This window comes from Enterococcus sp. 22-H-5-01, from assembly GCF_050310005.1.
Taxonomy (GTDB): Bacteria; Bacillota; Bacilli; order Lactobacillales; family Enterococcaceae; genus Enterococcus_A; species Enterococcus_A hailinensis.
On the sequence record NZ_CP189993.1, the window covers coordinates 1,890,001 to 1,913,559 of the forward strand.

Annotated in this window: 19 protein-coding genes, 7 tRNA genes, 1 pseudogene, 1 riboswitch and 1 other annotated feature; of the genes and pseudogenes, 21 read left to right on the forward strand and 6 right to left on the reverse strand. The window is 39.4% G+C overall.

The genetic code is table 11. The features are described from left to right. Positions 1–11: 11 nt before the first annotated feature. From ACQKTA_RS09665 to ACQKTA_RS09710, 10 genes are all read left to right on the forward strand, one after another. A tRNA-Ser gene (locus ACQKTA_RS09665) sits at positions 12–101 on the forward strand. Positions 102–116: 15 nt separating this feature from the next. Then, positions 117–190, forward strand: a tRNA-Met gene (locus tag ACQKTA_RS09670). 16 nt (positions 191–206) lie between these two features. Further along, a tRNA-Asp gene (locus ACQKTA_RS09675) sits at positions 207–282 on the forward strand. A gap of 1 nt (position 283) precedes the next feature. Further along, positions 284–354, forward strand: a tRNA-Gly gene (locus ACQKTA_RS09680). A 14-nt stretch (positions 355–368) separates the two neighbouring features. Then, positions 369–442, forward strand: a tRNA-Ile gene (locus tag ACQKTA_RS09685). A gap of 19 nt (positions 443–461) precedes the next feature. Then, positions 462–549 (forward strand) — tRNA-Ser (locus tag ACQKTA_RS09690). Positions 550–569: 20 nt separating this feature from the next. After that, positions 570–641 (forward strand) — tRNA-Glu (locus tag ACQKTA_RS09695). Between the two features lie 112 nt (positions 642–753). Continuing rightward, positions 754–835: riboswitch (SMK box riboswitch) on the forward strand. Next, on the forward strand, positions 833–2,023 hold the full coding sequence (gene metK, locus ACQKTA_RS09700) for a methionine adenosyltransferase (protein ID WP_332580729.1): 1,191 nt from the start codon (positions 833–835) through the stop codon (positions 2,021–2,023). It overlaps the preceding riboswitch by 3 nt. A 173-nt stretch (positions 2,024–2,196) precedes the next feature. Further along, entirely contained in the window at positions 2,197–3,675 is a 1,479-nt protein-coding gene (locus tag ACQKTA_RS09705; protein WP_427813569.1) for an MDR family MFS transporter, read from the forward strand. A 22-nt stretch (positions 3,676–3,697) separates the two neighbouring features. Further along, on the forward strand, positions 3,698–4,486 hold the full coding sequence (locus ACQKTA_RS09710; protein WP_427813570.1) for an alpha/beta hydrolase: 789 nt from the start codon (positions 3,698–3,700) through the stop codon (positions 4,484–4,486). Between the two features lie 8 nt (positions 4,487–4,494). Here ACQKTA_RS09710 and ACQKTA_RS09715 read toward each other — a convergent pair whose 3' ends face one another. From ACQKTA_RS09715 to ACQKTA_RS09725, 3 genes are read right to left on the reverse strand one after another with little or no spacing between them, the layout of a single operon-like run. After that, positions 4,495–5,058 (reverse strand): class I SAM-dependent methyltransferase, encoded by a 564-nt coding sequence (locus tag ACQKTA_RS09715; RefSeq protein WP_427813571.1) that lies wholly within the window; start codon positions 5,056–5,058, stop codon positions 4,495–4,497. Next, a complete protein-coding gene (locus tag ACQKTA_RS09720) occupies positions 5,033–6,013 on the reverse strand; it encodes a TIGR01212 family radical SAM protein (RefSeq protein WP_427813572.1) in 981 nt (326 codons plus the stop codon). Before ACQKTA_RS09720 ends, ACQKTA_RS09715 begins: the two co-directional genes overlap by 26 nt. Next, positions 6,010–6,669, reverse strand: coding sequence for a phosphatase PAP2 family protein (locus tag ACQKTA_RS09725; protein WP_427813573.1), 660 nt, complete (start codon positions 6,667–6,669; stop codon positions 6,010–6,012). Before ACQKTA_RS09725 ends, ACQKTA_RS09720 begins: the two co-directional genes overlap by 4 nt. A 140-nt stretch (positions 6,670–6,809) precedes the next feature. Further along, positions 6,810–7,002: a binding site (T-box leader), on the forward strand. 136 nt (positions 7,003–7,138) lie between these two features. On the opposite strand from ACQKTA_RS09725, the gene leuS reads away from it, so the two are divergent. Then, positions 7,139–9,652, forward strand: a complete 2,514-nt coding sequence (gene leuS / locus ACQKTA_RS09730) for a leucine--tRNA ligase (protein ID WP_427813574.1) — start codon at positions 7,139–7,141, stop codon at positions 9,650–9,652. A 57-nt stretch (positions 9,653–9,709) separates the two neighbouring features. Here leuS and ACQKTA_RS09735 read toward each other — a convergent pair whose 3' ends face one another. Next, positions 9,710–11,209: a UDP-N-acetylmuramoyl-L-alanyl-D-glutamate--L-lysine ligase gene (locus tag ACQKTA_RS09735; RefSeq protein ID WP_427813575.1), complete on the reverse strand. Its 1,500-nt coding sequence runs from the start codon at positions 11,207–11,209 to the stop codon at positions 9,710–9,712. Between the two features lie 136 nt (positions 11,210–11,345). Between ACQKTA_RS09735 and ACQKTA_RS09740 the strand changes: the two genes are divergently transcribed. From ACQKTA_RS09740 to ACQKTA_RS09775, 8 genes and pseudogenes are all read left to right on the forward strand, one after another. After that, entirely contained in the window at positions 11,346–12,983 is a 1,638-nt protein-coding gene (locus ACQKTA_RS09740) for a putative polysaccharide biosynthesis protein (RefSeq protein ID WP_427813576.1), read from the forward strand. Between the two features lie 394 nt (positions 12,984–13,377). Further along, positions 13,378–13,983 carry a LysM peptidoglycan-binding domain-containing protein gene (locus tag ACQKTA_RS09745; RefSeq protein WP_427813577.1) on the forward strand — a complete coding sequence of 202 codons (606 nt, stop codon included), beginning with the start codon at positions 13,378–13,380 and terminating at the stop codon, positions 13,981–13,983. A 447-nt stretch (positions 13,984–14,430) separates the two neighbouring features. Continuing rightward, on the forward strand, positions 14,431–15,567 hold the full coding sequence (locus ACQKTA_RS09750) for a 5-methyltetrahydropteroyltriglutamate--homocysteine S-methyltransferase (protein WP_427813578.1): 1,137 nt from the start codon (positions 14,431–14,433) through the stop codon (positions 15,565–15,567). Positions 15,568–15,577: 10 nt separating this feature from the next. Then, positions 15,578–16,618, forward strand: a complete 1,041-nt coding sequence (locus tag ACQKTA_RS09755; RefSeq protein ID WP_427814543.1) for a methionine ABC transporter ATP-binding protein — start codon at positions 15,578–15,580, stop codon at positions 16,616–16,618. Next, positions 16,615–17,286: a methionine ABC transporter permease gene (locus ACQKTA_RS09760; RefSeq protein WP_427813579.1), complete on the forward strand. Its 672-nt coding sequence runs from the start codon at positions 16,615–16,617 to the stop codon at positions 17,284–17,286. Before ACQKTA_RS09755 ends, ACQKTA_RS09760 begins: the two co-directional genes overlap by 4 nt. Positions 17,287–17,311: 25 nt before the next feature. Next, a complete protein-coding gene (locus tag ACQKTA_RS09765; protein WP_427813580.1) occupies positions 17,312–18,163 on the forward strand; it encodes a MetQ/NlpA family ABC transporter substrate-binding protein in 852 nt (283 codons plus the stop codon). A gap of 17 nt (positions 18,164–18,180) precedes the next feature. After that, positions 18,181–18,654, forward strand: coding sequence for an S-ribosylhomocysteine lyase (locus ACQKTA_RS09770; RefSeq protein WP_332580715.1), 474 nt, complete (start codon positions 18,181–18,183; stop codon positions 18,652–18,654). Positions 18,655–18,663: 9 nt separating this feature from the next. Further along, positions 18,664–19,437, forward strand: a pseudogene (locus tag ACQKTA_RS09775) (SDR family oxidoreductase). Between the two features lie 33 nt (positions 19,438–19,470). Here the strand turns inward: ACQKTA_RS09775 and ACQKTA_RS09780 are convergent. After that, complete coding sequence (locus ACQKTA_RS09780; protein WP_427813581.1) at positions 19,471–20,331, reverse strand: RluA family pseudouridine synthase; 861 nt, start codon at positions 20,329–20,331, stop codon at positions 19,471–19,473. 219 nt (positions 20,332–20,550) lie between these two features. Between ACQKTA_RS09780 and ACQKTA_RS09785 the strand changes: the two genes are divergently transcribed. Together ACQKTA_RS09785 and ACQKTA_RS09790 are read left to right on the forward strand one after the other, a co-directional pair. After that, a complete protein-coding gene (locus tag ACQKTA_RS09785) occupies positions 20,551–22,722 on the forward strand; it encodes a PBP1A family penicillin-binding protein (protein WP_427813582.1) in 2,172 nt (723 codons plus the stop codon). 67 nt (positions 22,723–22,789) lie between these two features. Further along, positions 22,790–23,131: a YlbF family regulator gene (locus tag ACQKTA_RS09790; protein ID WP_407856028.1), complete on the forward strand. Its 342-nt coding sequence runs from the start codon at positions 22,790–22,792 to the stop codon at positions 23,129–23,131. 71 nt (positions 23,132–23,202) lie between these two features. Here ACQKTA_RS09790 and ACQKTA_RS09795 read toward each other — a convergent pair whose 3' ends face one another. Continuing rightward, positions 23,203–23,385, reverse strand: coding sequence for a hypothetical protein (locus tag ACQKTA_RS09795; RefSeq protein ID WP_407856027.1), 183 nt, complete (start codon positions 23,383–23,385; stop codon positions 23,203–23,205). Between the last annotated feature and the right edge of the window lie 174 nt (positions 23,386–23,559).

Genomic DNA, 23,559 nt, shown 5'->3' on the forward strand with positions numbered 1-23,559 from the left:
TATTTTTTACCGGAGGATTACCCAAGTCCGGCTGAAGGGAACGGTCTTGAAAACCGTCAGGCGGGTAAAACCGTGCAAGGGTTCGAATCCCTTATCCTCCTTTTTAATAATATTATCGCGGGATGGAGCAGTCTGGTAGCTCGTCGGGCTCATAACCCGAAGGTCGTAGGTTCAAATCCTGCTCCCGCAATTAAAAACTAAAACATGGTTCCGTGGTGTAGGGGTTAACATGCCTGCCTGTCACGCAGGAGATCGCGGGTTCAAATCCCGTCGGGACCGCCATGCGGGTGTAGTTTAGTGGTAAAACCACAGCCTTCCAAGCTGTTGTCGCGAGTTCGATTCTCGTCACCCGCTTTAGTTTTTATTTGGGGCCTATAGCTCAGCTGGTTAGAGCGCACGCCTGATAAGCGTGAGGTCGATGGTTCGAGTCCATTTAGGCCCATTAAAACTTTTTGGTTTTTGGGGAAGTACTCAAGTGGCTGAAGAGGCGCCCCTGCTAAGGGTGTAGGTCGGGAAACCGGCGCGAGGGTTCAAATCCCTCCTTCTCCGTTTTTTATATTTATTATCATGGCCCGTTGGTCAAGCGGTTAAGACACCGCCCTTTCACGGCGGTAACACGGGTTCGAGTCCCGTACGGGTCATAGTTGAGACGTTTTTGAACGTCTCTTTTTTTGTATTCAAAAATAATTTCCATAAATTTTCTGAATTATTAGTGGATTATTAGTGACAGGTGCTATTTTTCTGTTATAATCGATTCGTTGCAAGTTCCCGATAGGTTCTGGAAAAACCAGAGATTCCTTGTAACCGAATAAAATTAGGGGGAATATTTATAATGGAAGAACGTCGTTTATTTACATCAGAATCAGTTTCAGAAGGACATCCAGATAAAGTTGCTGACCAAATTAGTGATGCTATCTTAGATGCAATTTTAGAAAAGGATCCGAAAGCTCGTGTTGCATGTGAAACATCAGTGACTACTGGGCTTGTTTTAGTTTTTGGAGAAATCTCTACTACTGCTTATGTGGATATCCAAAAAGTTGTTCGTGAAACAATCAAGCGTATTGGTTATACAGAATCAAAATTTGGTTTTGATGGAGACAATGTCGCTGTTTTAGTAGCAATTGATGAACAATCTCCGGATATCGCTCAAGGTGTGGATGATGCTTTAGAAACACGTGATAAAGAAGAAGCAATTGAAGATATCGGTGCTGGAGACCAAGGCTTAATGTTTGGGTTTGCAGTAAATGAAACACCTGAATTAATGCCTTTACCTATTTCGTTGAGTCATCATTTGGTAAAACGTTTAGCAGATTTACGTAAATCTGGTGAAGTTGCTTATTTTGGACCAGATGCAAAATCTCAAGTAACAGTTGAGTATGATGAAAATGGTAAACCACAACGTGTTGATGCAGTTGTTATCAGTACACAACATAGTGATAAAGTTGATAACGAAACAATTCGTAAAGATGTCATGGAAAAAGTAATCAAACATGAAATTCCAGCTGAATTACTAGATGAAAAAACAAAATACTATATCAATCCAACTGGCCGTTTCGTTATTGGCGGACCTCAAGGAGATGCCGGTCTAACTGGCCGTAAAATCATTGTAGATACTTATGGTGGTTATTCTCGTCACGGTGGTGGTGCTTTCTCTGGGAAAGATGCAACTAAAGTAGACCGTTCTGCTTCTTATGCCGCTCGTTATATTGCTAAAAATATTGTAGCAGCTGGCTTAGCAGAAAAAGTGGAAGTTCAATTAGCTTACGCTATTGGCGTAGCTCAACCGGTTTCTATTTCAGTAAATACATTCGGTACAGCAAAAGTTTCAGAGGAAGCGCTAATCGGAGCGATTCGCGAAAACTTTGATTTACGTCCTGCAGGTATTATTGAAATGCTAGATTTATTGCGTCCTATTTATAGCGATACAGCTGCTTACGGCCATTTCGGACGTACAGATGTTGATCTACCATGGGAACACACAGATAAAGTAGATGCATTGAAAGCTAGTTTGGATTTAAAATAAATCGTACAGACATAAAGTATTTATGGAGTTCACGAGGCGGTTTCTATTGATTTTTTGAATCAATAGAACCGTCTCTTTTTGTCAATTTTTGAATAAGGACATAAAAAAATTGAGAGTCATTTTGTATCAAGACGTGCTATGCTACACAAGAATATAAAAATTCGGAGGTAAAAATGAAACGAACAACAAATGTTAAGGTTGTAACGATAGGTATTTTTATAGCGACATTTATGTCAGCAATCGAGGGAACGATTGTAACGACAGCAATGCCAACGATCGTAGGTAGTTTACAAGGAATCGAAATCATGAACTGGGTATTTTCGATTTATTTATTGACCAGTGCTATGATTACACCGATTTATGGAAAATTGGCTGATAAAATTGGTCGGAAACCAATTTTTTTCATCGGGATTTTACTCTTTGTACTAGGATCAGCACTGTGCGGTTTTTCAAATGAGATGTTGACGCTGATTATTGCTAGAGGAATCCAGGGTTTAGGTGCAGGGGCGATCATGCCTGTTTCTTTGACGATCATAGCAGATCTTTATGATATTGATAAGCGAGCAAAGGTTTTAGGGTTAACGAGTGCAGCTTGGGGAATTGCCAGTGTTTTTGGTCCTTTGGCTGGAGGAGTGATCGTTGATACAGTAGGCTGGCATTGGATCTTCTTTATTAATGTTCCGATTGGCTTGGGATTAATCGGTTTATTACAGTACTTTTTTATTGAAGAGAAAAAAAATTATCAAGCAAAAAAAATGGATATTTTAGGAAGTTTATTTTTAATGCTAACGCTATTGAGTTTATTGCTAGGTTTTCAACTTTTAGGAGATGAAGGCTTATCCGCAGCGGTCATTGGGCTATTTATTTTTAGTATTGTGGTCTTGTTTTTATTTATTTATACGGAGAAACGGGCAGAAGATCCCGTGATTGACTTGAATCTTTTTAGTAATCAGACGTTTGCTAGTGTCAACATCGTGGCGGCATTGATCAGCGGCTTCTTAATGAGTTTGGATGTTTATATTCCGATGTGGATGCAAGGCGTACTAGAAAAGTCTGCCGGCTTGGGTGGTTTAGTATTAGCTCCGTTGTCTATTGTCTGGATGTATGGTTCTTTCTTATCAGGACGCTTATTATTAAAGTATTCAGCGAAGCGAATCATAATACTGGGTCTATTGATTATTTTAATTGGCGGTGGCTCCTTGTTGTTCTTGCCGCAAGCCAGCCCATTTTGGTTGTTTTTTGTAATCATGGGAATTCTTGGTGTTGGATATGGTTTGGCTGTAACAACTACAACTGTGGAAGCTCAAGCGAGTGTTTCGCAAGAAGAAATCGGCGTAGCCACTTCATTCAATACATTGTCTCGTACGATCGGACAAACAATTATGGTCTCAGTTTTTGGAATTATTTTGAATGTTTCTAATGGCCGTCAATTAGCTCAAGCAGGGATCACGGATACCACACTCATGAATCGTTTGATCAACCCGCACACGGCATTGCAAATCGAGCAAACACTACGAGATGAATTGCGGACCATTTTATTCAATAGTTTGCATTGGATTTATTTGGCTGGTCTGCTGTTGATTGTGATTGCGCTATTGTTTAGTGTTTTATTTGGCAAACAATCAAAACGTGTTAAACTAAACGAACAATAAGAAAACTGGAGGATCAAAATAGATGGCTTTTTTACAAGTAAATGTCTATTCAAATGTGTTGCAAATGGAAGTGGCAATGAATGTGATCTTACCACAGACAACGCATAAAAAAATAGGGACAGAAACAATCGGTATTACCGATGATATACCAGTACTTTATTTATTACATGGGATGGGTGGAAATCATAGCGTTTGGGAACGTCGGACATCGATTGAGCGTTATGTTGCAGATTATCAAATGGCAGTAGTCATGCCCTCAACAGACTTAGCTTTTTATACTGATACTACGTATGATATGAATTATTGGACGTTTGTGGCAGAAGAATTACCGGAATTAGTTCATGAACTATTCCCACAAATCACTAAAAAGCGTGAAAAAACATTTGCAGCAGGGCTATCGATGGGTGGCTATGGTGCTTTGAAATTAGGCTTAGCAAAACCGGAAAATTTTGCAGCGGTAGCTTCTCTGTCTGGTGCTGTAGTTTTAGCAGATATCAAGAGTTTGTTGTTGGTGCGAAATGAAGCCTACTGGCAAGGAATCTTTGGGCCATTGGATCAATTGCAAGGTTCTAAAAATGACCCGCTTTATCTATTAGAAGAATTAGTCAAAAGCGGCAAAGAAGCCCCGCGCTTTTTCTTAGCTTGTGGAACAGAAGACGATCTATATCCTGCCAGTCAATACATGGCGCACAAACTAGAACAGAACCAATTAGATGTCACCTTTGAAGAAGGTCCTGGAAAGCATGATTGGATCTTTTGGGATGCTTGGATTCAACGTGTATTGGAATGGTTTAATGAAAAGAACAGCTGACCTGAAGGTCAGCTGTTCTTTTTCTCTACGCATAATAAAATCGGCGGCGTATTCTTTTGATTGATAAATTGATAACTTAATACATTATAAGTTTCTTGCGGCAATGCTTGACAAAAATCGAGGACTTCATTTTTTTCTGTCTCACCGCCAGCATGACCGTAATAGATCACAACGATCATTCGGCCGCCAACAGTCAAGCGTTTTAAAATTGTTCCCATCGCTTGCTTAGTTGTTTCTGGTAACGTGATAATCTGTTTATCACTTTTAGGTAGATAGCCTAAATTAAAAATTGCGGCTTTGATCGGTTGATCGATGGAAATTTTTTCATCGATCGTTTCATGGCCCGCTAGAAATAATGTCGCTTGTTGATCAGCAGCAGCTAATCGTGTTTGGGTATTTTTTAAAGCTTGCTCTTGAATATCAAAGGCATAGACTTGGCCGCTTTTTCCGACCAATTCCGTTAGAAAAAGGGTATCATTTCCATTGCCCATAGTCGCATCGATCACGTGATCGCCTTCGATAACGACTTCTTTTAAGAGTTGATGGCTAAAGCGTAAGGAGGTGAGCAGCATGGTCAGCGTCCTTTCTAATATCAAACTTGCCTTGATAGGAATCTCGTTGGATCAATTCTTGATCGATCGCGTTCAAGACTTCCCATTTTTTCAAGCTCCACATAGGTCCAACTAAAGAATCCCAAGGTGCATCCCCAGTTAAGCGATGGATGATGATGTCTTGAGGAATCATTTCTAATTGATCGCAGATCACAGAAACGTAATCTTCTTTGGTCATCAGTTGCAAACGACCTTCAGCGTAATCACGTAACATTTTAGTATTACGCATCAGATGCATTAAATGAAGTTTGATTCCTTGGATATCAGAATCTAAAATAGTACGGCGAACATTTTCCCGCATCATCTCTAGCGATTCTCCAGGTAAACCATTGATTAAATGCGTGCAGACATTGATATTATGTTTGCGCAGGCGAGCGACCGCATCGACATAGGTCCCATAATCATGTGCTCGATTGATCGAATTACTTGTTTCCTCATAGGTTGTTTGCAAGCCTAATTCAACCCAAAGGTATAAGCGTTGATTCAATTCAGCTAAATAATCGACCACTTCTGGAGGTAAACAGTCAGGTCGTGTGCCGACGGAAAGTCCAACAACGCCTGGAAGATTGACGACTTGTTCGAAACGCTCGCGAATCACTTCAACCGGTGCATGAGTATTTGTGAAATTTTGGAAATAGACGATATATTGTTCAACATGCGGCCATTTTTGATGCATCATATCGATTTCTTTATGAAATTGCTGTGGCAACGGATCGCTAGGAGCTACAATCATGTCGCCTGAGCCTGAAACACTACAGAAGGTACAACCGCCATGAGCCACAGTACCGTCACGGTTTGGACAGTCAAAGCCACCGTCTACCGGGACTTTAAAGATTTTCCCACCAAATTCTTGGCGTAAAGCATAATTCCAAGAATGGTAACGTTTGTTTTCATCATCGCTATAAGTAAAGGTCATTTGTTTCTCCTAATTGCTTTTAAATCGTAAGCTAATTTTTTTTGTTGATAATAAGGATAGGTGAAAAATAGCCAGCTGCTGCCTAAAAGCATCCCTGCTAAGACATCGCTAGGATAATGGACGCCTAAGTAGATACGGCTGATCATGATACTAAAAATCAATAATCCTAAAATGATTTGTCCAATCAAGCGAGGAGTATTTTCTTTGATAAACAAAGGCAACACAAAGATCAACGTTCCATAAAGCAAGGTGCTGGCAGTCGAGTGTCCACTGGGGAAACTAAAACTGTGTTCGGTGACCATATGGGTAAGAACGGTAGGTCGCTCACGTTGGAAAAAGATTTTTAGTAAATGATTTAACGCGCCGCTGATCAAAACCATTCCCGCGCCTAACCATAGTGCAGTGATCTTTTGTTTATTAAAATAAAACAAACCGACAAAAACGATTGATAATAAGACGATCGTAATCGGATTGGCAAATTTTGTCACCCATAAAAAGTAACCGTTCATCTGCGGATATAAACGGTGGACCCCATGAATGATCGAGTGGTCAAAACCGGATAACGTATCGGGATAAAATCGGACGATGTAACAGAGCACTGCAAAAAACAGCAAAGTGAAACTTCCGATTAAATGATAGAGCGATTTATTTTTCATGATTCTACACAATTCATCCTTTCTATAACCGGAATCATTATATCATGTTTACTTAGCAGTACAATTCTTTCAATGGATTCTTAAAGGGAATTCAATTGAATTCTAGATAGTAATCTGCTAAGATAAAGTTACTTTAATATTTATTTGCCTAGAAGAGGAGTAGTAGAAAGAAACGCATTTCAGAGAGCCCACGGTGCTGAGAGTGTGGTATGCGAGAACTTCGAACTTACCTTGGAGCATGATCGAATGATCCGGTTAGAGACCGTTATTTCTGTTGAGTTCTGCCAGTGTGCAGATAAAGATAGGTGGTACCACGTTGATAACGTCCTATAAAAGTTGTTTTGAACTTTTGTAGGGCTTTTTTTGTTTCATTGAAGAAATGCAGTAAGGAACTAGTGTAAATTTTGTTACATCATCATTCTTTCGGGGATGATAAAAAATAAAAGATTAGGCTTATAGGAGGCGCAACATGAGTTACGATCACAAAGCGATTGAAAAAAAATGGCAAAAATATTGGGCAAGCCACAATACATTCAATACCCAAGATGACCCAGAAAAACCAAAATTCTATGCATTAGATATGTTTCCATACCCATCTGGTCAAGGATTGCATGTAGGACATCCGGAAGGCTACACAGCAACAGATGTCATCTCACGGATGAAACGATCACAAGGTTATAATGTTTTACACCCAATGGGGTGGGATGCATTTGGTCTGCCAGCAGAACAATATGCTTTAGATACAGGAAATGATCCTGCAGAATTTACTCAAAAAAATATTGAAACATTCAAACGTCAAATCAATTCATTAGGCTTCAGTTACGATTGGAATCGTGAATTAAATACGACAGATCCTGAATACTATAAATGGACACAATGGATCTTTGAACAAATGTATGAAAAAGGTTTAGCTTATGAAGCGGAAGTTCCAGTCAACTGGGTGCCAGAATTAGGAACGGTTATCTCAAACGAAGAAGTTATTGACGGCAAGAGCGAACGTGGCGGCTACGACGTTATCCGCAAACCAATGCGTCAATGGATGTTAAAAATCACGGCTTATGCAGATCGCTTATTAGATGATCTAGAAACAGTAGATTGGCCTGAAAGTATCAAAGAAATGCAACGCAACTGGATTGGCCGTTCGATCGGTGCAAATGTCAGCTTCAAGATTGAGGGCAGTGAAGAAAGCTTTACGGTTTTCACAACACGTCCAGATACATTATTTGGTGCGACGTATGCCGTATTAGCGCCAGAATTAGACTTGGTACAAAAAATCACAACGCCGGAACAAAAAGCAGCCATCGATGCTTACATCGAAGAAGCTTCTAAAAAATCAGATTTAAACCGGACAGATTTAGCAAAAGAAAAAACTGGTGTCTTCACTGGGGCTTATGCGATCAATCCAGCTAACGGAAATAAAATGCCGATTTGGATCGGCGATTACGTCTTAGCATCTTACGGTACTGGTGCTATCATGGCGGTACCTGCCCATGATGAACGTGATTACGAATTTGCTAAAACTTTCGAATTACCAATCGTACCGGTTGTAGAAGGCGGCGATATTGAAAATGAAGCCTTCACAGGTGATGGTCCACATATTAATTCAGAATTTTTAGATGGTTTAGGTAAACAAGAAGCAATTGATAAAATGGTTTCTTGGTTAGACGAACATCAATGTGGTAAAAAAGAAGTAAGTTACCGTTTAAGAGACTGGTTATTCTCTCGTCAACGTTACTGGGGTGAACCAATCCCTGTGATCCATTGGGAAGACGGCACAACTGGTTTAGTTCCTGATTATGAATTGCCATTAGAATTGCCAAAAACAACAGATATCAAGCCTAGTGGAACAGGTGAATCACCACTAGCAAATATCGAAGATTGGGTAAATGTTGTTGATCCAATTACTGGTAAAAAAGGTCGTCGTGAAACGAATACGATGCCGCAATGGGCTGGTAGTTCATGGTACTATTTACGCTTTATTGATCCGCATAATAAAGAAGCTTTAGCAGATTATGAAAAATTGAAACGTTGGTTACCAGTGGATCTTTATATCGGTGGTGCTGAGCATGCTGTGCTTCATTTATTATATGTTCGTTTCTGGCATAAATTCTTATATGATATCGGTGTGGTTCCAACAAATGAACCGTTCCAAAAATTATATAACCAAGGAATGATTTTAGGACAAAGTTTCCGTGATAGCCGCGGTGCTCTTGTACCAACCAATAAAGTTGAAAAACGTGATGGTAAATGGTACAGCATCGAAACGGGTGAAGAATTAGAAGAAGCTCCAGCAAAAATGAGTAAATCATTGAAAAATGTCGTAAACCCTGACGATGTGGTAGAACAGTACGGTGCAGATACATTGCGGATGTATGAAATGTTTATGGGTCCATTAGATGCATCGATCGCTTGGAGTGAAAATGGCTTAGAAGGTTCGCGCAAATTCTTAGATCGTGTATGGCGTCTGATCGTAGACGAAGATGGAAAAATGCGTGACCACATTACCAACATCAACGATGGTTCATTGACGAAAGTCTATAATCAAACCGTCAAAAAAGTCACAGAAGATATGGAACAGCTGCATTTGAATACAGCCATCTCACAAATGATGGTCTTCGTGAATGAAGCGTATAAAGTTGAAGCTTTGACCTATGAATATGTGGAAGGTTTTGTTCAATTATTAGCACCGATCGCTCCACATATTTCAGAAGAATTATGGGCGATTTTAGGTCATGATGAAGATATCTCGTATGTTGCATGGCCAACCTATGATGAAGAGGCTCTGATTGAAAATGAAATCGAAGTGATCTTGCAAGTCAATGGCAAGGTGCGTTCGAAAGTAATGGTCGCTATTGATCTAGCAAAAGATGAGCTAGAAAAAATTGCGATGGCAGATGAACACATCCAACGCAATACCGAAGGGAAAACGATTCGTAAAGTGATCGTGGTTCCTAATAAATTAGTGAATATCGTAGCTAATTAAAAAAAGAAAAGAGGTTGGAACAAAAGTATTCGCTACTTTTGTTCCAACCTCTTTTTACTAGTCTTTTATAAACAATTCAGCTAAATGATAATCGCCTTCATAAGGAAGGTTCTCACCATTAACGGTCATGTATTTATCCGTTCCTTTACCAGCTAAAATAATCGCATCATTTGGATCGGCGGATTGGATCGCTTGTTGGATCGCTTGTTTGCGATCTTTTTCAAAGTGGACCTGTACTTGATCATTCTGGATTCCTTGCTGGATTTCAGCCGCAATTTTTTTGGGATCTTCGTAATTGGGATCATCGCTTGTTAAGACGGCCACATCTGCGTATTCGCCGATGGCTTGTCCAAGCCCTGCTCGGCGAGACTCGGCTTTATTTCCTGTTGAACCTGTTATGACTAAGATTTCACCAGCAGGGTGTTGTTCTTTAGCAAATGCAAGTAATGATTTCATACTTAAATAATTATGAGCGTAATCGACATAGATGTGTGCGCCGTTTGGTTTCAATAATAAATTCATGCGTCCTGGGACCAATGCTTCGGCTAAACCTTGTTGACCAGCTGTTTGGTCTGCGCCGACCAAGGCACTAGCAATCAATGCAGCTGCAGCATTTTCTTTATTGAAATCACCAGCTAATAATATCTCGTACGTACCATTGAGCATCAAACTATCTTTAGCACCGGTTAGTGAAAAGGCTAGAGGATGTTCCAACGGCTTCACTTGATAATCTGCTTCGACCTTGTTGCCATAGGTGATTACTGGAATATTTTTAGCTTTTGCTAATTCGTTTAATAAATCAAAATGATCGATTTCATGATGTAAGATCATTTGACGTGAGTTGGCTACCAACTGACGTTTGCAATAAAAATAATCTTCGAATGTCGGATGTTCGATCGGTCCGATATGATCGGGTGAGATATTTAGAAAGATCCCGACATCAAAAGTCAGGCCGTAAACACGTGCGACTTTATAGGCTTGCGAAGAAACTTCCATCACTAAGCGTGTCATACCATTTGTGACGGCTTCTGCCATCATACGGTACAAGTCTAAAGACTCAGGAGTGGTTAATTTAGATTTGAAAAAAGTGACTCCATCTAAAGTAGTGTTCAAAGTAGACAGCAAAGCCGTTTTTTGCTGGGTCGTGATATCTAAGATTTTTTTAGTGAAGTACGCAACGGTCGTTTTTCCTTTAGTTCCCGTGATACCGATCAGTTTTAGCTTATTTTGCGGATAGTCATAAAAAGCCATACTTAAAACAGCTAGAGCTTTACGGATATCTGTTACGATAATCGCTAACGCTGCATCGACTTCGTAAGGCTGTTCGGCAATGTAGCAAGCTAGACCTGTTTGTAGTGCTTGTTCCAAGTAACGTACTTGGAAATTATTTCCTTTACAGAAAAAAAGTGTGTCAGCATCTGCTTCACGAGAGTCATAAGAAAGTTTGTGGAATTTTTTTTCCAAAGGAGCAGCTAGACTCCAACGATCAGGCGTGATAAACTCACGCAATAAGTTTTCTTTTTCAAGGATTTGTTGAATTTGGGTAAGTGTCAGCATGTGATAGAGACCTCCATAATATTGTCTAGGCTATTATAGCATAGCTTTATAAATGGTAGAAAAACTAAGAAAAGAGTGATTGTCAGAAAACGTTTTTAGCTTTACTATTAGAGTAGTAATTTTGTAGGAGGAGATCATGAGAGAAACACGACCAAGTGACCTGAGTTATCAGGAAAAAATGATCCAAGGTTCAGCCTGGCTGACTGTAGGAAATATCTTTTCACGCTTACTAGGAGCTGTTTACATCATTCCTTGGTATGCCTGGATGGGTGAAAATGCTCGAGCGGCTAATGGGCTATTTAATATGGGGTATACGTTTTATGCATTGTTCATGATGATTTCTACTGCCGGACTGCCAGGGGCAATCGCGAAACAGATTGCTCGTTACAATTCCAAAGGTGAATACCAGACAAGTCGTCGATTATTCATCAAAGCGCTCCAAGCCACAGCACTTTTAGGGATTCTTTTTGGCGGACTGATGTTTTTTACTGCTCCTTTTTTAGCTAGTCTATCTGGTGGTGGTCAACAGCTGATCCCAGTGATCCGTGCGTTGAGTATCGCGGTGATTGCTTTTCCTTGTATGAGTGTCTTGCGCGGCTATTTTCAAGGGCAACAAGATATGCGGCCTTCCGCCGTTTCTCAAGTGGTCGAACAAGCGATTCGGGTCTTTTATATGTTATTGAGTGTTTTTATTATCATGAAAGTTCAACATGGTGAATATTTAGCTGCGGTGATCCAGTCAACATTTGCTGCCGCAGTGGGAATGATCGGCTCGTATGGTGTTTTACTTTTTTATTGGTTCAAAGACAAAAAACGCAGTGATCTTCAATTGAACTACAGTTTAAATAAAGTAACCATCGATACAAAAAAATTATTATTAGAAACAATTAGACAAGCAATTCCATTTATATTATTAGGTGGGGGCATCACTTTCTATAAGTTGATCGACCAAGTAACTTTTATCCATACTATGGCAGCAAATACTAATTATAGCCACCGACAATTAGTCGATCTTTATGCTTTGTTCAGTGCAAATCCGGATAAGTTGACAATGGTCGTCGTGGCGTTAGGAACCTCATTAGCACTTACTAGTTTACCGATGTTGACAGAGTTATTTACCTTAAGACGGCGGCCTGAATTAGGAAAATTAGTAAATACCAATATTCAATTGTTCGCATTTATCATGTTTCCAGCAATAGCTGGAATGATTTTACTGGCGTATCCACTCAACACACTTTTTTATACACCAGATGTACTGGGCAGTCGAATCTTAGTGGTAGCTTGCTGGGCGGGATTTGCTTCAGCTTTGTTTATGATGCTGTCGACTACACTTCAAGGTATTTCACACAGCCGCATTGCAGTAAGGTATTGGCTGTTTGGCTTAGCTTTTAAAGCGGTGATCCAACTTCCGTTGATCAAATTATTTGAAGTATATGGACCATTGATTGCTACCTTTATGGGCTTAGTATTAACATGTGGATTGTGTTTATGGAAACTTCGAAGAGTCGTTCATGCAAACTATCAATTAGCGTTTAGACGTTGTCTTTTAATCGCGTTGCTTACAGTAATCATGCTAGTAGTGGCATTGATCGTTCGCCAGATAAGTTATATTGTATTAGATCCTACTTCTAGGATTCAAGCCATGCTGATTTGTGTTCTTACTGCAGGAGCTGGCGGTTTTGTTTATCTTAGCCTGAGTTTGAAACTTCGATTAGCTGATAAATTGATTGGACCGCAAGCGCTGAAGTGGCGCCGACGCTTACGAATTAAATAAAAAAACTTCTGCTTTTTTAGCAGAAGTTTTTTTTAACCCATAAATGGAATCAATCTATACAATTATTTAGCCAAAATTCTTCAGAAAAGATAGAAAGTCTTTATTGAGTTTCTTTACAAAAATATTTCAATGTTTCTAAAAGTAATTTTTGTAATACAAATATAAAACAGTTACATTTTATTTTAACCCTGCTATAAAGGTTTTTTTTAAAATATGAATGAATATTATATATTTCAAAGTAACACACAAACGCTAGTTTTGTTACATTGTTTCATATTATTGTAATGTATTGTCACAGTAATATTACCCATGAAATACAAAAGGATGGTAAAGTAACTCTCGTAGTCAAAATGACAGAAGAAAAAGAGACAAAACAATCGGAGGAATTTATATAATGAAATTAGGGAAAACACTTCTTTTTAGTACAGTATTAGCAGCAGGTGCAGGTCTAGCGATGGGAGCTACGGATGCACACGCATCAGAAACTTATACTGTTCAATCAGGAGATACTTTATCAAAGATTTCTCATAAATTGGTTGGTAATGATAGTTTAGTAAGTTCAATTGCGAAAGCAAATAAAATTTCTAACGTAAACATGATTTTTGCTGGTCAAGAATTGACCATTAATGGTGATACAAAAGCAGCGACAACTTCTACTGAAGCGTCAGCTCCAGTTCAAGAAACTACAACACAAACAACGACAGTTCAAGAAACAGCTCCAGCAGCTACAACTACTGTTACTGAAACACCAGCAGCAACAACAGCTAATACAGCTGCAACAACTTCTTCAGCTAAAGAATGGATTGCTCAAAAAGAATCTGGTGGTTCTTATTCTGCATCAAACGGCCAATATGTTGGACGTTACCAATTATCAGCTTCATACTTGAATGGTGATTATTCTGAAGCAAACCAAGAACGTGTAGCAGATCAATACGTAACTTCTCGTTATGGTTCATGGGAAGGCGCTCAAGCTTTCTGGCAAGCAAACGGCTGGTACTAAGAAAATAAATATTTTGAAGCTGAGATCCTTGGATCTTGGCTTTTTTTGTCGTTAAAAGCGAAATTTATTAAAATTGAGCGAAAAAAGTGTTGACATGAGGAGTAAATAGTGTGATTATAGTGAACAAATAATAAAGCTTTGAAGAGAAGAGTAACTGATAAGTCATAAGCACAGAGAACCCGGTCGGTGGAAAAGGGGATTGTAAACGTCAGTGAAGATGAGCTCTGAGCTATTTGGCTCGTTCACGCGAACCAAACGTGAAGTGACCGATATATCACCGGGTATCAACAGGTACCGATAAGGCATTATTCGTGAGAATAATGTAAATGAGGGTGGTAGCGCGAAAACATTCGTCCCTTTATCTATTGCAAAAGCAGTAGGTAAAGGGATGGATGTTTTTTTGTTTCATCGCCTTTTCTTTAAAGCTAAAATTGGAGGAAATTTATTATGACAAAACGTACAACATCACCATTCACATATGATATCGTAGGAAGTTTTTTACGACCTGAAAAATTAAAAACAGCCCGGACCGCTTTTGAAGCTGGAGAAGTAGACCGCGCATATTTAACGAAAATCGAAGATGAAGCGATCATTGATCTAATTAAAAAAGAGGGAGCTGCGGGGTTAAGAGCTGTGACTGATGGAGAATTTCGTCGTAGCTGGTGGCACCTGGATTTCTTTTGGGGACTGCAAGGAATTGAATTTTATATTCCTGAACATGGTTATTTCTTTCACGGAGAAGAAACACGACCGGGAACAGTGATCGTTACAGGAAAAATTTCTGGTGAAAATCATCCTTTCGTTGAACATTTCAAATTTACGCAAGCACATGTTAGTGAAGGAAAAGAAGTGAAACAAACGATTCCTGCACCAGCACAGATTCTCGTTGAATTGTTACGACCTGATGTAATTGAAAAAGTTCGCGAGGTTTATCCAACGAATGAAGAATTGATTGCTGATATTGTTCAAGCATATCGACAAGTACTCGCAGATCTCTATACAGCCGGTGCTCGAACGATCCAATTAGATGATTGTACTTGGGGTGTCTTGGTTGCACCATTGCCGGAAGGTTTTATCAGTGAAGAAGATAAAGATGAAAAAGAAGTGCGTAAAGAATTAGCACAATTATATCTAACAATCAATAACGCTGTTTTAGCAGACCAACCAGCAGATCTAACATTGAATACACATGTTTGCCGAGGTAATTATCACTCAACGTGGGCAGCAGCTGGCGGGTATGATGATGTAGCAGATCCATTATTCACTTCGGAAAATGTGACTGCCTATTATTTAGAATACGATACAGATCGTTCTGGTGGGTTTGAACCTTTAGCAAAAGTCAGCGGTGATAAAAAAGTTGTCTTAGGGTTGATCACTTCGAAAGATGGCGAGTTAGAAGATCGTCAACAAGTAATCAATCGGATCAAAGAAGCAGCTCAGTATATTCCGTTAGATCGTTTATCTTTGAGTCCTCAATGTGGTTTTGCTTCAACGGAAGAAGGAAATATTTTGACGGAAGAGCAACAGTGGAAAAAAATTGCTTTGATCAAAAACATCGCCGAAGAGGTTTGGCCAGAAAAGTAGGGATAAAATGATGGTGGAAAATAAACAACCTGTGATCGAATTACAAGAGGCTGTTGTAACGTTTGAACGTAATAACAGTAAAATTACAGCTGTCGATCATGTTTCGCTGACAATTGATCGCGGAGAAATCTATGGCATCATTGGTTATTCGGGGGCTGGAAAAAGTACACTGATTCGTTTAGTTAATCATCTGCAAGTTCCGACCGCGGGAAAAGTACTCGTAAATCAGCAAGACTTAGCTGGATTAACTAAACATCAATTTCAGCAAGCACGAAAAAAAATCGGAATGATTTTTCAGCATTTCAATTTGATGAATTCGCGAACGATTTTAAATAATGTTGAGTTTCCGTTATTAGGCGAGAAGTTAAGTAAAAATGAGCGGCGTGAAAAAGCATTGGCTCTATTGAAACTCGTTGAATTAGAAGAGTTAGCAGATGCTTTTCCAGATCAGCTTTCTGGTGGTCAGAAGCAACGTGTCGCGATTGCTCGAGCATTAGCTAATAATCCTGATATCTTAGTGAGCGATGAAGCAACGAGCGCTTTAGATCCGAAAACAACATTGTCGATTTTAAAATTATTGCAGCGGTTAAAACAACAATTGGGACTGACGATCGTATTGATCACACATGAGATCCAGGTCATCCAAACGATTTGTCATCGGGTGGGCGTGATGGAAGCAGGGAAAATTATCGAGCAAGGCAAAGTAGCAGAAGTATTCAGGCATCCTAAAGAACGTCTAACTGAAGAATTTATTGAAACATCGATCAATGTTCAAGAAGCACTAAGCCGAATCCAGCAAAAACGTTTAGATAATTTGTTCTTGCTAAAATTCATTGGTGAAACGACCAATCAAGCCGTGGTAACTGAAATGGCGCAAAAATATGCACTTTCAGCCAATATCCTTTTTGCAAATGTTGATCAATTCGATGATCTGACTGTTGGTGTAATGATATTGGCATTGAACGGCCCTGAGGTCGCTGGCGGTGTCGACTACTTACGAGAACAAGGAGTGAGAGTAGAAGAAATAGCGAAGAGGGTGAAACAAGCATGAGTCAACTATTTTCCAATGTGATTGCGATGCAGGCAGATATCTGGCAAGCCACATTAGAGACGATCTACATGACGATTGCGTCAGCAGTGATCGCTGGAGTACTAGGTTTATTGACGGGGTTAGTTTTAGTTGTGACTCAGCCTGGTGGGATTGCTGAAGATCGTCCTTTTTATAGTATCTTAGATAAAATCGTCAATCTTTTACGGAGCATCCCATTCATTATTTTGTTAGCAGTGATTTCTCCACTGACTAGTTTTCTAGTGGGTACGACGGTCGGTACAACAGCAGCACTCGTTCCATTAGTGATTGGGATCTTTCCATTCTATGCGCGGCAAGTCCAATTGGCTTTACAAGAAGTAGGAACTGGCGTTGTCGAAGCGGCTCAGTCGATGGGCTTGAGCAATCAAGAAATTATTTTCCGTGTCTATTTACGTGAAGGCTTAGCAGATATCATCCGTGTTTCAACACTGACCGTCATCAGCTTAGTCGGTTTGACCACGATGGCCGGTGCTGTCGGTGCGGGCGGATTAGGAAATGTGGCGATCAGTATTGGCTATGCTCGCTTTCAAAATGACGTGACGTTTGTATGTATGATCATCTTATTAGTATTAGTATTTGTTATTCAATTTATAGGCGATCGTTTAGCCGCTCGATTTATCAAATTTTAAAGTTAGAAAACAAAGGAGATGTAACATGAAAAAAATAATTGCTTTATTGGGTGTCATCATCGTATTAGGTGTTGTTGGATTTGGCGTACACAGTGTGAGCCACTCACAGAAAAAGGAATCCAATACGATCGTCATCGGATCGCAAGGATCTGATTTTCAAATTTGGCAGTATATCGCCAAAAGTGCAGAAGCTAAAAAAGCCGGTCTAACAATAGAAGTAAAACAAATTACAGACGGTGTTCAATTAAACAAAGCTACTGCAGATGGCAGTGTCGATGTAAATGCATTTCAATCGTATTCATACTTCAATGCTTACAATCAACAAAACAGTAAAAAGAAACTAGCAGCTTTAGGCACCACGTATTTGGAACCATTAGGAATCTATTCAGATAAATATGATTCGATCGAAGCGATTCCAGCTGGTTCGACGATCGCGCTCGCTAATAATCCCGCAAATACAGCACGTGGCTTACTTTTATTACAAAAAGCAGGCCTGATCACATTGAGTGATGATTTCGATTCCTTGAGTGGAGTAGAAAAAATTACTGAAAATCCTAAAAATTTAGTCTTTAAGCAAATCGATGATACGACTGGTCCACGTGTTTTGAAATCGGTGGATGCTGTCTTGATTTCAAATACAGTAGCTTTGGATGGTGGCTTGAATGTACTGGAAGATTCATTATTTCATGAAGAGGTTGATCAAACGACTAAAAATAATATCAATATCCTTGCAACAGCAGAAGATAATAAAGACAACGCTAATTTTAGAAAATTGGTGAAGTTGTATCATAATAAAACGATCCAAAAATATATCAGTAAAGAATTTGGCGGAACTAAGATCGAAGTCGATAAACCGCTAAGTTATTTAGAAAAATAAAGAGGAGTGTTTCAATAATGGCAGAAGTAGAAAGTTTTACCTTAGATCATACAAAAGTAAAGGCACCATACGTACGTTTGATTACAAAAGAAGAGGGTCCTAAAGGCGATGTTCTGACAAATTTTGATTTACGTTTTGTTCAGCCTAATGAAAATGCAATTCCGACAGCTGGATTGCATACGATCGAACATTTATTAGCAGATCTTTTACGCGATCGTTTAGACGGAGTGATTGATTGTTCACCGTTTGGTTGCCGAACGGGGTTCCATTTGATTGTCTGGGGAGAACCCACGGCTCATCAAGTAGCTGTTGCTTTGAAAGAATCGTTAGAACAAATTGCTGAAAAAACTGAGTGGAAAGATGTTCAAGGAACAGATATCATCAGTTGCGGAAATTATCGGGACCATTCACTATTCTCTGCTAAGGAGTGGTCGAAGAAAGTTGTAGCTGAAGGTATCAGCGATGATGCATTTGAACGTCATTTGGTTTAGGTGATGACGATGTTTCCAGAGTTAAAGCAAAAAGTCGTTTTAGTCATCGGCAGTAGTCAAGGAATCGGTAAAGCTGTAGTGGATACCTTTTTAGCGAATCAAGCAATCGTGATCGCAGCGGATATTATTTATACTGCTTCACAGCTTGAGATAACCGAGAATCCACAGTATTATCAAGTCAAATTAGATATCAGTAGAGAAGTTGAGATTGCTGAATTGAATCAGCAATTGATTGAAAAAAAATTGATTCCAGATATATTAGTGGATGTTGCTGGAATTTCGACGATGGATTTTTTAGTCGAAAGTCAAACGAGCGATTTTGATAAGACCTTTCAAGTCAATACACGCGGAGCTTACTTAGCTTTAAAATATTTTACTAAGACTATGATCGATCATCAGAAGCAAGGACGAGTGATCGTGATTGCTTCTCAAGCAGGTAAAAATGGCTATCGTGGAATGGCTGCGTATGTTGCCTCTAAACATGCGGTCTTGGGATTAGTGAAGACCTTGGCGATCGAAACGGCAGCCAATCAAATTTTAGTAAATGCGGTATGCCCAGGAATCATTGAAACTGAGATGAAACAGCGGGAGCGCGTGGAAGGCGGAGCTTTGCGGGGGATGAGTGCAGAAGCTGTAAGGTAAGAAGATATTAGTCAAGTCCCGTTAGGTCGAACAGGAACGCCGCAAGACGTAGCAAATGTTGTTTTATTTTTAGCAAGTCCATTAGCTAGTTATATGACGGGGCAGTCAATCAATGTTACAGGCGGAATGACGATGCATTAAAAAAACAGTACAGCATAATTGCTGTACTGTTTTTTACCATAATCCAGGAAGTGCTCGAACCGAAATCGATTGACCGGTAAAAGGATGATCAAGAGTTAACTCATAAGCATGAAGCATCAAGCGACCTTTGGGATGTTTACTATATAATGGATCTCCAACTAGTGGGTGTCCGATACTTGCAAGATGTACTCGAATTTGATGGGTACGACCTGTTTCAAGTTGGCAGAATATGGCGCTTTGATTGGACTTAACGGCTATATCTTTAGCCACTGTCACGTGAGTGATCGCTGGTTTGCCATTTTTATTATCAATACGGCGCTTTTGTCGATCATGGCGATCGCGACCGATTTTTTGATTGATTGTTCGCTCTTGAGTTAGCAAGCCATGAACGAGTGCTTGGTAGCGACGATAGATGTTCTTTTGTTCCAATAAATGTCCTAAGATAGGTAAGACGAAAGGATTTTTAGCAAATAAAATCGCCCCGCTTGTGTCTTGATCTAAACGATGAACAACATGGGGCTGTGTCTCTGGTGCTAGATAATCAGCCAAATGATTTAATAAGGTGTCTTGTTCTTCTGGTCGATTCGGATGGGTCTTCATTCCGTATGGCTTATTGACGATAATCAAATGTTCATCTTCATATAAAACGTCGATTCTTGAGGCATTTCCTAAACGAATCTCTCGTTTAGGGTAGTCGCTCATTTCTAGCATAATAGTGATAGTATCACCGGCTTTGACCAGGGAGTGAAAAGGTCGGGCTTCGCCATTAACTAAGATCCCTTTTCGTGTTCGGATAAAATGACGAATTTTTCTAGGAACAAACCATTTATTTTCTAATAGATCTTGGATGCTCATCTCAGAAAAATTGAGGGGTAAAGTAATCGTAAATTTCATATAGTAACTCCTAGGATTGATTTTATTGAATAGCTAACGAGAAAATTTCATCGAGTTTATTGTAGCACTTTTAACGGATATTTAAGAAAAAAATTAGTCTTTCCTTGAGAAGCCATGCTAGAATACTACCATATGTGTATCGGTCTCTAGACCCACGCAGTATCACTGTGTTTTATGGTACACTGTGTCTGAATTTTTTTATAGAATGGAGACCAGAGAATGGATTTTCAGGAAATTTGGCGCAAGATAAAAAGTGGAGCGAAAGCGTTTTGGCTGTGGATCAAACCCTATTTGCTTCGTTTTCATCAATGGCGCAAACGAATTTGGAAAAAATATCATGTGAATAAAATCGTATTGCTACTCGCACTTGTCGGTATTTTAGTAATGAGTGTTTACTTATTCATCTTAGCGAAATCAGTCGATGTAGAAACGTTGCAATCTAGTCTGAAACAATCAACGGTCATCTATGATGAAAAGAATGAACAAGCAGGAACTCTTTATGGCCAAAAAGGCACCTATGCAGAAAGTGACCAAATCTCACAAAATTTGAAAGATGCCGTTGTTTCGACAGAAGATCGGAATTTTTATAGTCATCATGGTTTCGACATCAAAGGGATTGGTCGTGCAGCACTGGGCTTAGTGACGTCGGGGCACATCACTGGTGGTGGGAGTACGATCACTCAGCAATTAGCCAAAAATGCTTATTTAAGTTTAGATCAGACGCTAGAACGTAAAGCTAAAGAAATTTTCATGGCGATCGAAATCGAAAAAAAATATGATAAAGACCAAATTTTGACGATGTATCTAAACAATGCTTATTTTGGTAATGGTGTCTGGGGCGTACAAGATGCCGCGCACAAATATTTTGGTGTAGATGCGAGTCAAGTGACTGTCGGTGAAGCAGCCACGATCGCTGGAATGTTAAAAGGACCAGGAATCTATAACCCGATCGATCATTTAGACAATGCTGTCGATCGACGAAATACTGTTTTGTCGGTAATGGTAGAAAACGGCAAATTGACTAAAGAACAAGAAGCGCAAGAAAAGGCTGTTGATCTAGGATCACAATTGAATGATACCTATTCATCTGCTGATTCAGGTTATCGCTACCCTTCATACTTCGATGCTGTTATCGATGAAGCCGTCGAACGTTATGGTCTATCAGAAAAAGATTTATTGAATAAAGGCTACAAAATCTATACAGCACTCGATCAAGATTATCAACAACAGATGGAAGCTGTCTACGAAAATAATTATAATTTTCCGGCTAACGCAGAAGATGGTGCGATGCCGCAATCAGCGTCTGTAGCAATGAATCCGAAAAATGGCGGAGTACAAGCTTTAGTTGGACGGCGTGGAGAGCATGTTTTCCGTAGTTATAATTTTGCGACTCAAATGCAGCGTTCACCTGGCTCTGCAATGAAGCCATTAAGTGTGTATGCTCCAGCACTAGAAGCTGGTTATAAACCAGATAGCGTGTTGAAAGACGAACCACAATCGTATTACACAGCAAAAAATTATGATGGAACCTATCAAGGCGAAGTGCCGATGTATCAGGCTGTTGCTCAAAGCTTGAATTTACCCGCAGTTTGGCTACTCCATGAAATCGGATTGAGCAAGGGTTATGCTAAAGCTGAAGAGTTCGGAATTCCTTTAAGTAAATCTGATAAATATTATGGTTTAGCTTTAGGTGGATTAGAAAAAGGAACATCGCCACTTCAAATGGCGGCGGCTTATGGTGCGTTTGCAAATGAAGGAAAAGTGTATCAACCATATTTGATTACGAAGATCATTGATTCAACAGGAGCAGTAGTGGTAGATAACAATTCTCCAAAATATGAACAAGTCATCTCAAAACAAGTGGCGAATGAAATGACCTCGATGCTATTAGGAACTTTTTCAAACGGAACAGCTGCTCAAGCAAATCCTTATGGCTATACAGTAGCAGGGAAAACCGGAACAACTGAGACCAATTTTGATGCCAATAAAGTCAATGACCAATGGATCATCGGCTACACGCCCAATATCGTGATCTCTACTTGGCTAGGTTTTGAAAAAGTAAGTGAGACCCATTACCTGAGCGGAACCAGCGGATCAGAAGTTGGACAAGTCTTTAAAGCTGAAGCAGAGTCCATTTTGCCGTATGTGAAACAATCGGCCTTTAATGTAGCGGATGCATATGCTACTGGCGGACAAGTCGTTGCAGCAGATCAGGTCAATACGCAAGAAGACAGCAGTTCTGATTCTAGTAAATGGAAAGAAGACCTCAAAGATATTGGTGGAAAGGCGAGTGAAGGAGCGGCTAGCTTCTTTGAAAAAGCCAAAGCCGGTGCGGATAAACTGAAAGAAAAAGGCCAAGAATTATGGCAACAATACCAACCAGGAAATTAGGGTATGAACCCGTTTCCATTCATGTTACAATAAAAAAGTAACTTTGATAGAAAATGAGGGATACGAAATGGCAAATATTTACGATACAGCAAATGGATTAGAACGTGAAATCCGTGAGTTACCAGAATTCAAATCTTTAGAAGAAGCTTTTGCACAATTAAAAGCGAATGAAACAGCATATGCTGCATTCAAGGATTTCCAAGCTTTCCAACAAGGCTTACAAGAAAAACAAATGCGCGGCGAAGATTTTAGCGATGCCGATGCTGAACAAGCACAAGCATTAGCTGAAAAAGTTCAACAAGAAGAATTGATCAATGAATTGATGATGAAAGAACAAGCTTTCAGCGTCATTATCAATGATCTAAATCGTGTGATCATGACACCGATCCGTGAATTATACGAAGGCTAATCAAAAGAATAGAAGAGGTCGAATCAAAAGTATTTTCTACTTTTGATTCGACCTCTTTTTTTAATACCTAATTAAAAGAATTTCTTGAATTGCTCTTTTAGTCCATCGAATTTTTCTGAATTTAACAGGACTTTGGCCTTATCATAGTATTCGCCTAATTCGTCTTTATGTTCTTCAACAAACAGTTTGGCTTTTTCAACATTGCCTTCATTTAACAACTCTTTGATTTTCTTGATTAGCTGATCATTCGTCATGAGTATCACTCCTTTTTGATGCTCTTATTTTAACGAATTCTTCGTTTTCTTTCGAGAATTTAACTTTTTAAAATCTTCGCTTAAATACGAACAGACTTTCGCTTTTTTATGTTAAAATAAGTGCAGATTGGATAAAATACTTAGCAATGCAAGCTTTTATGCTGAAAAAATAAA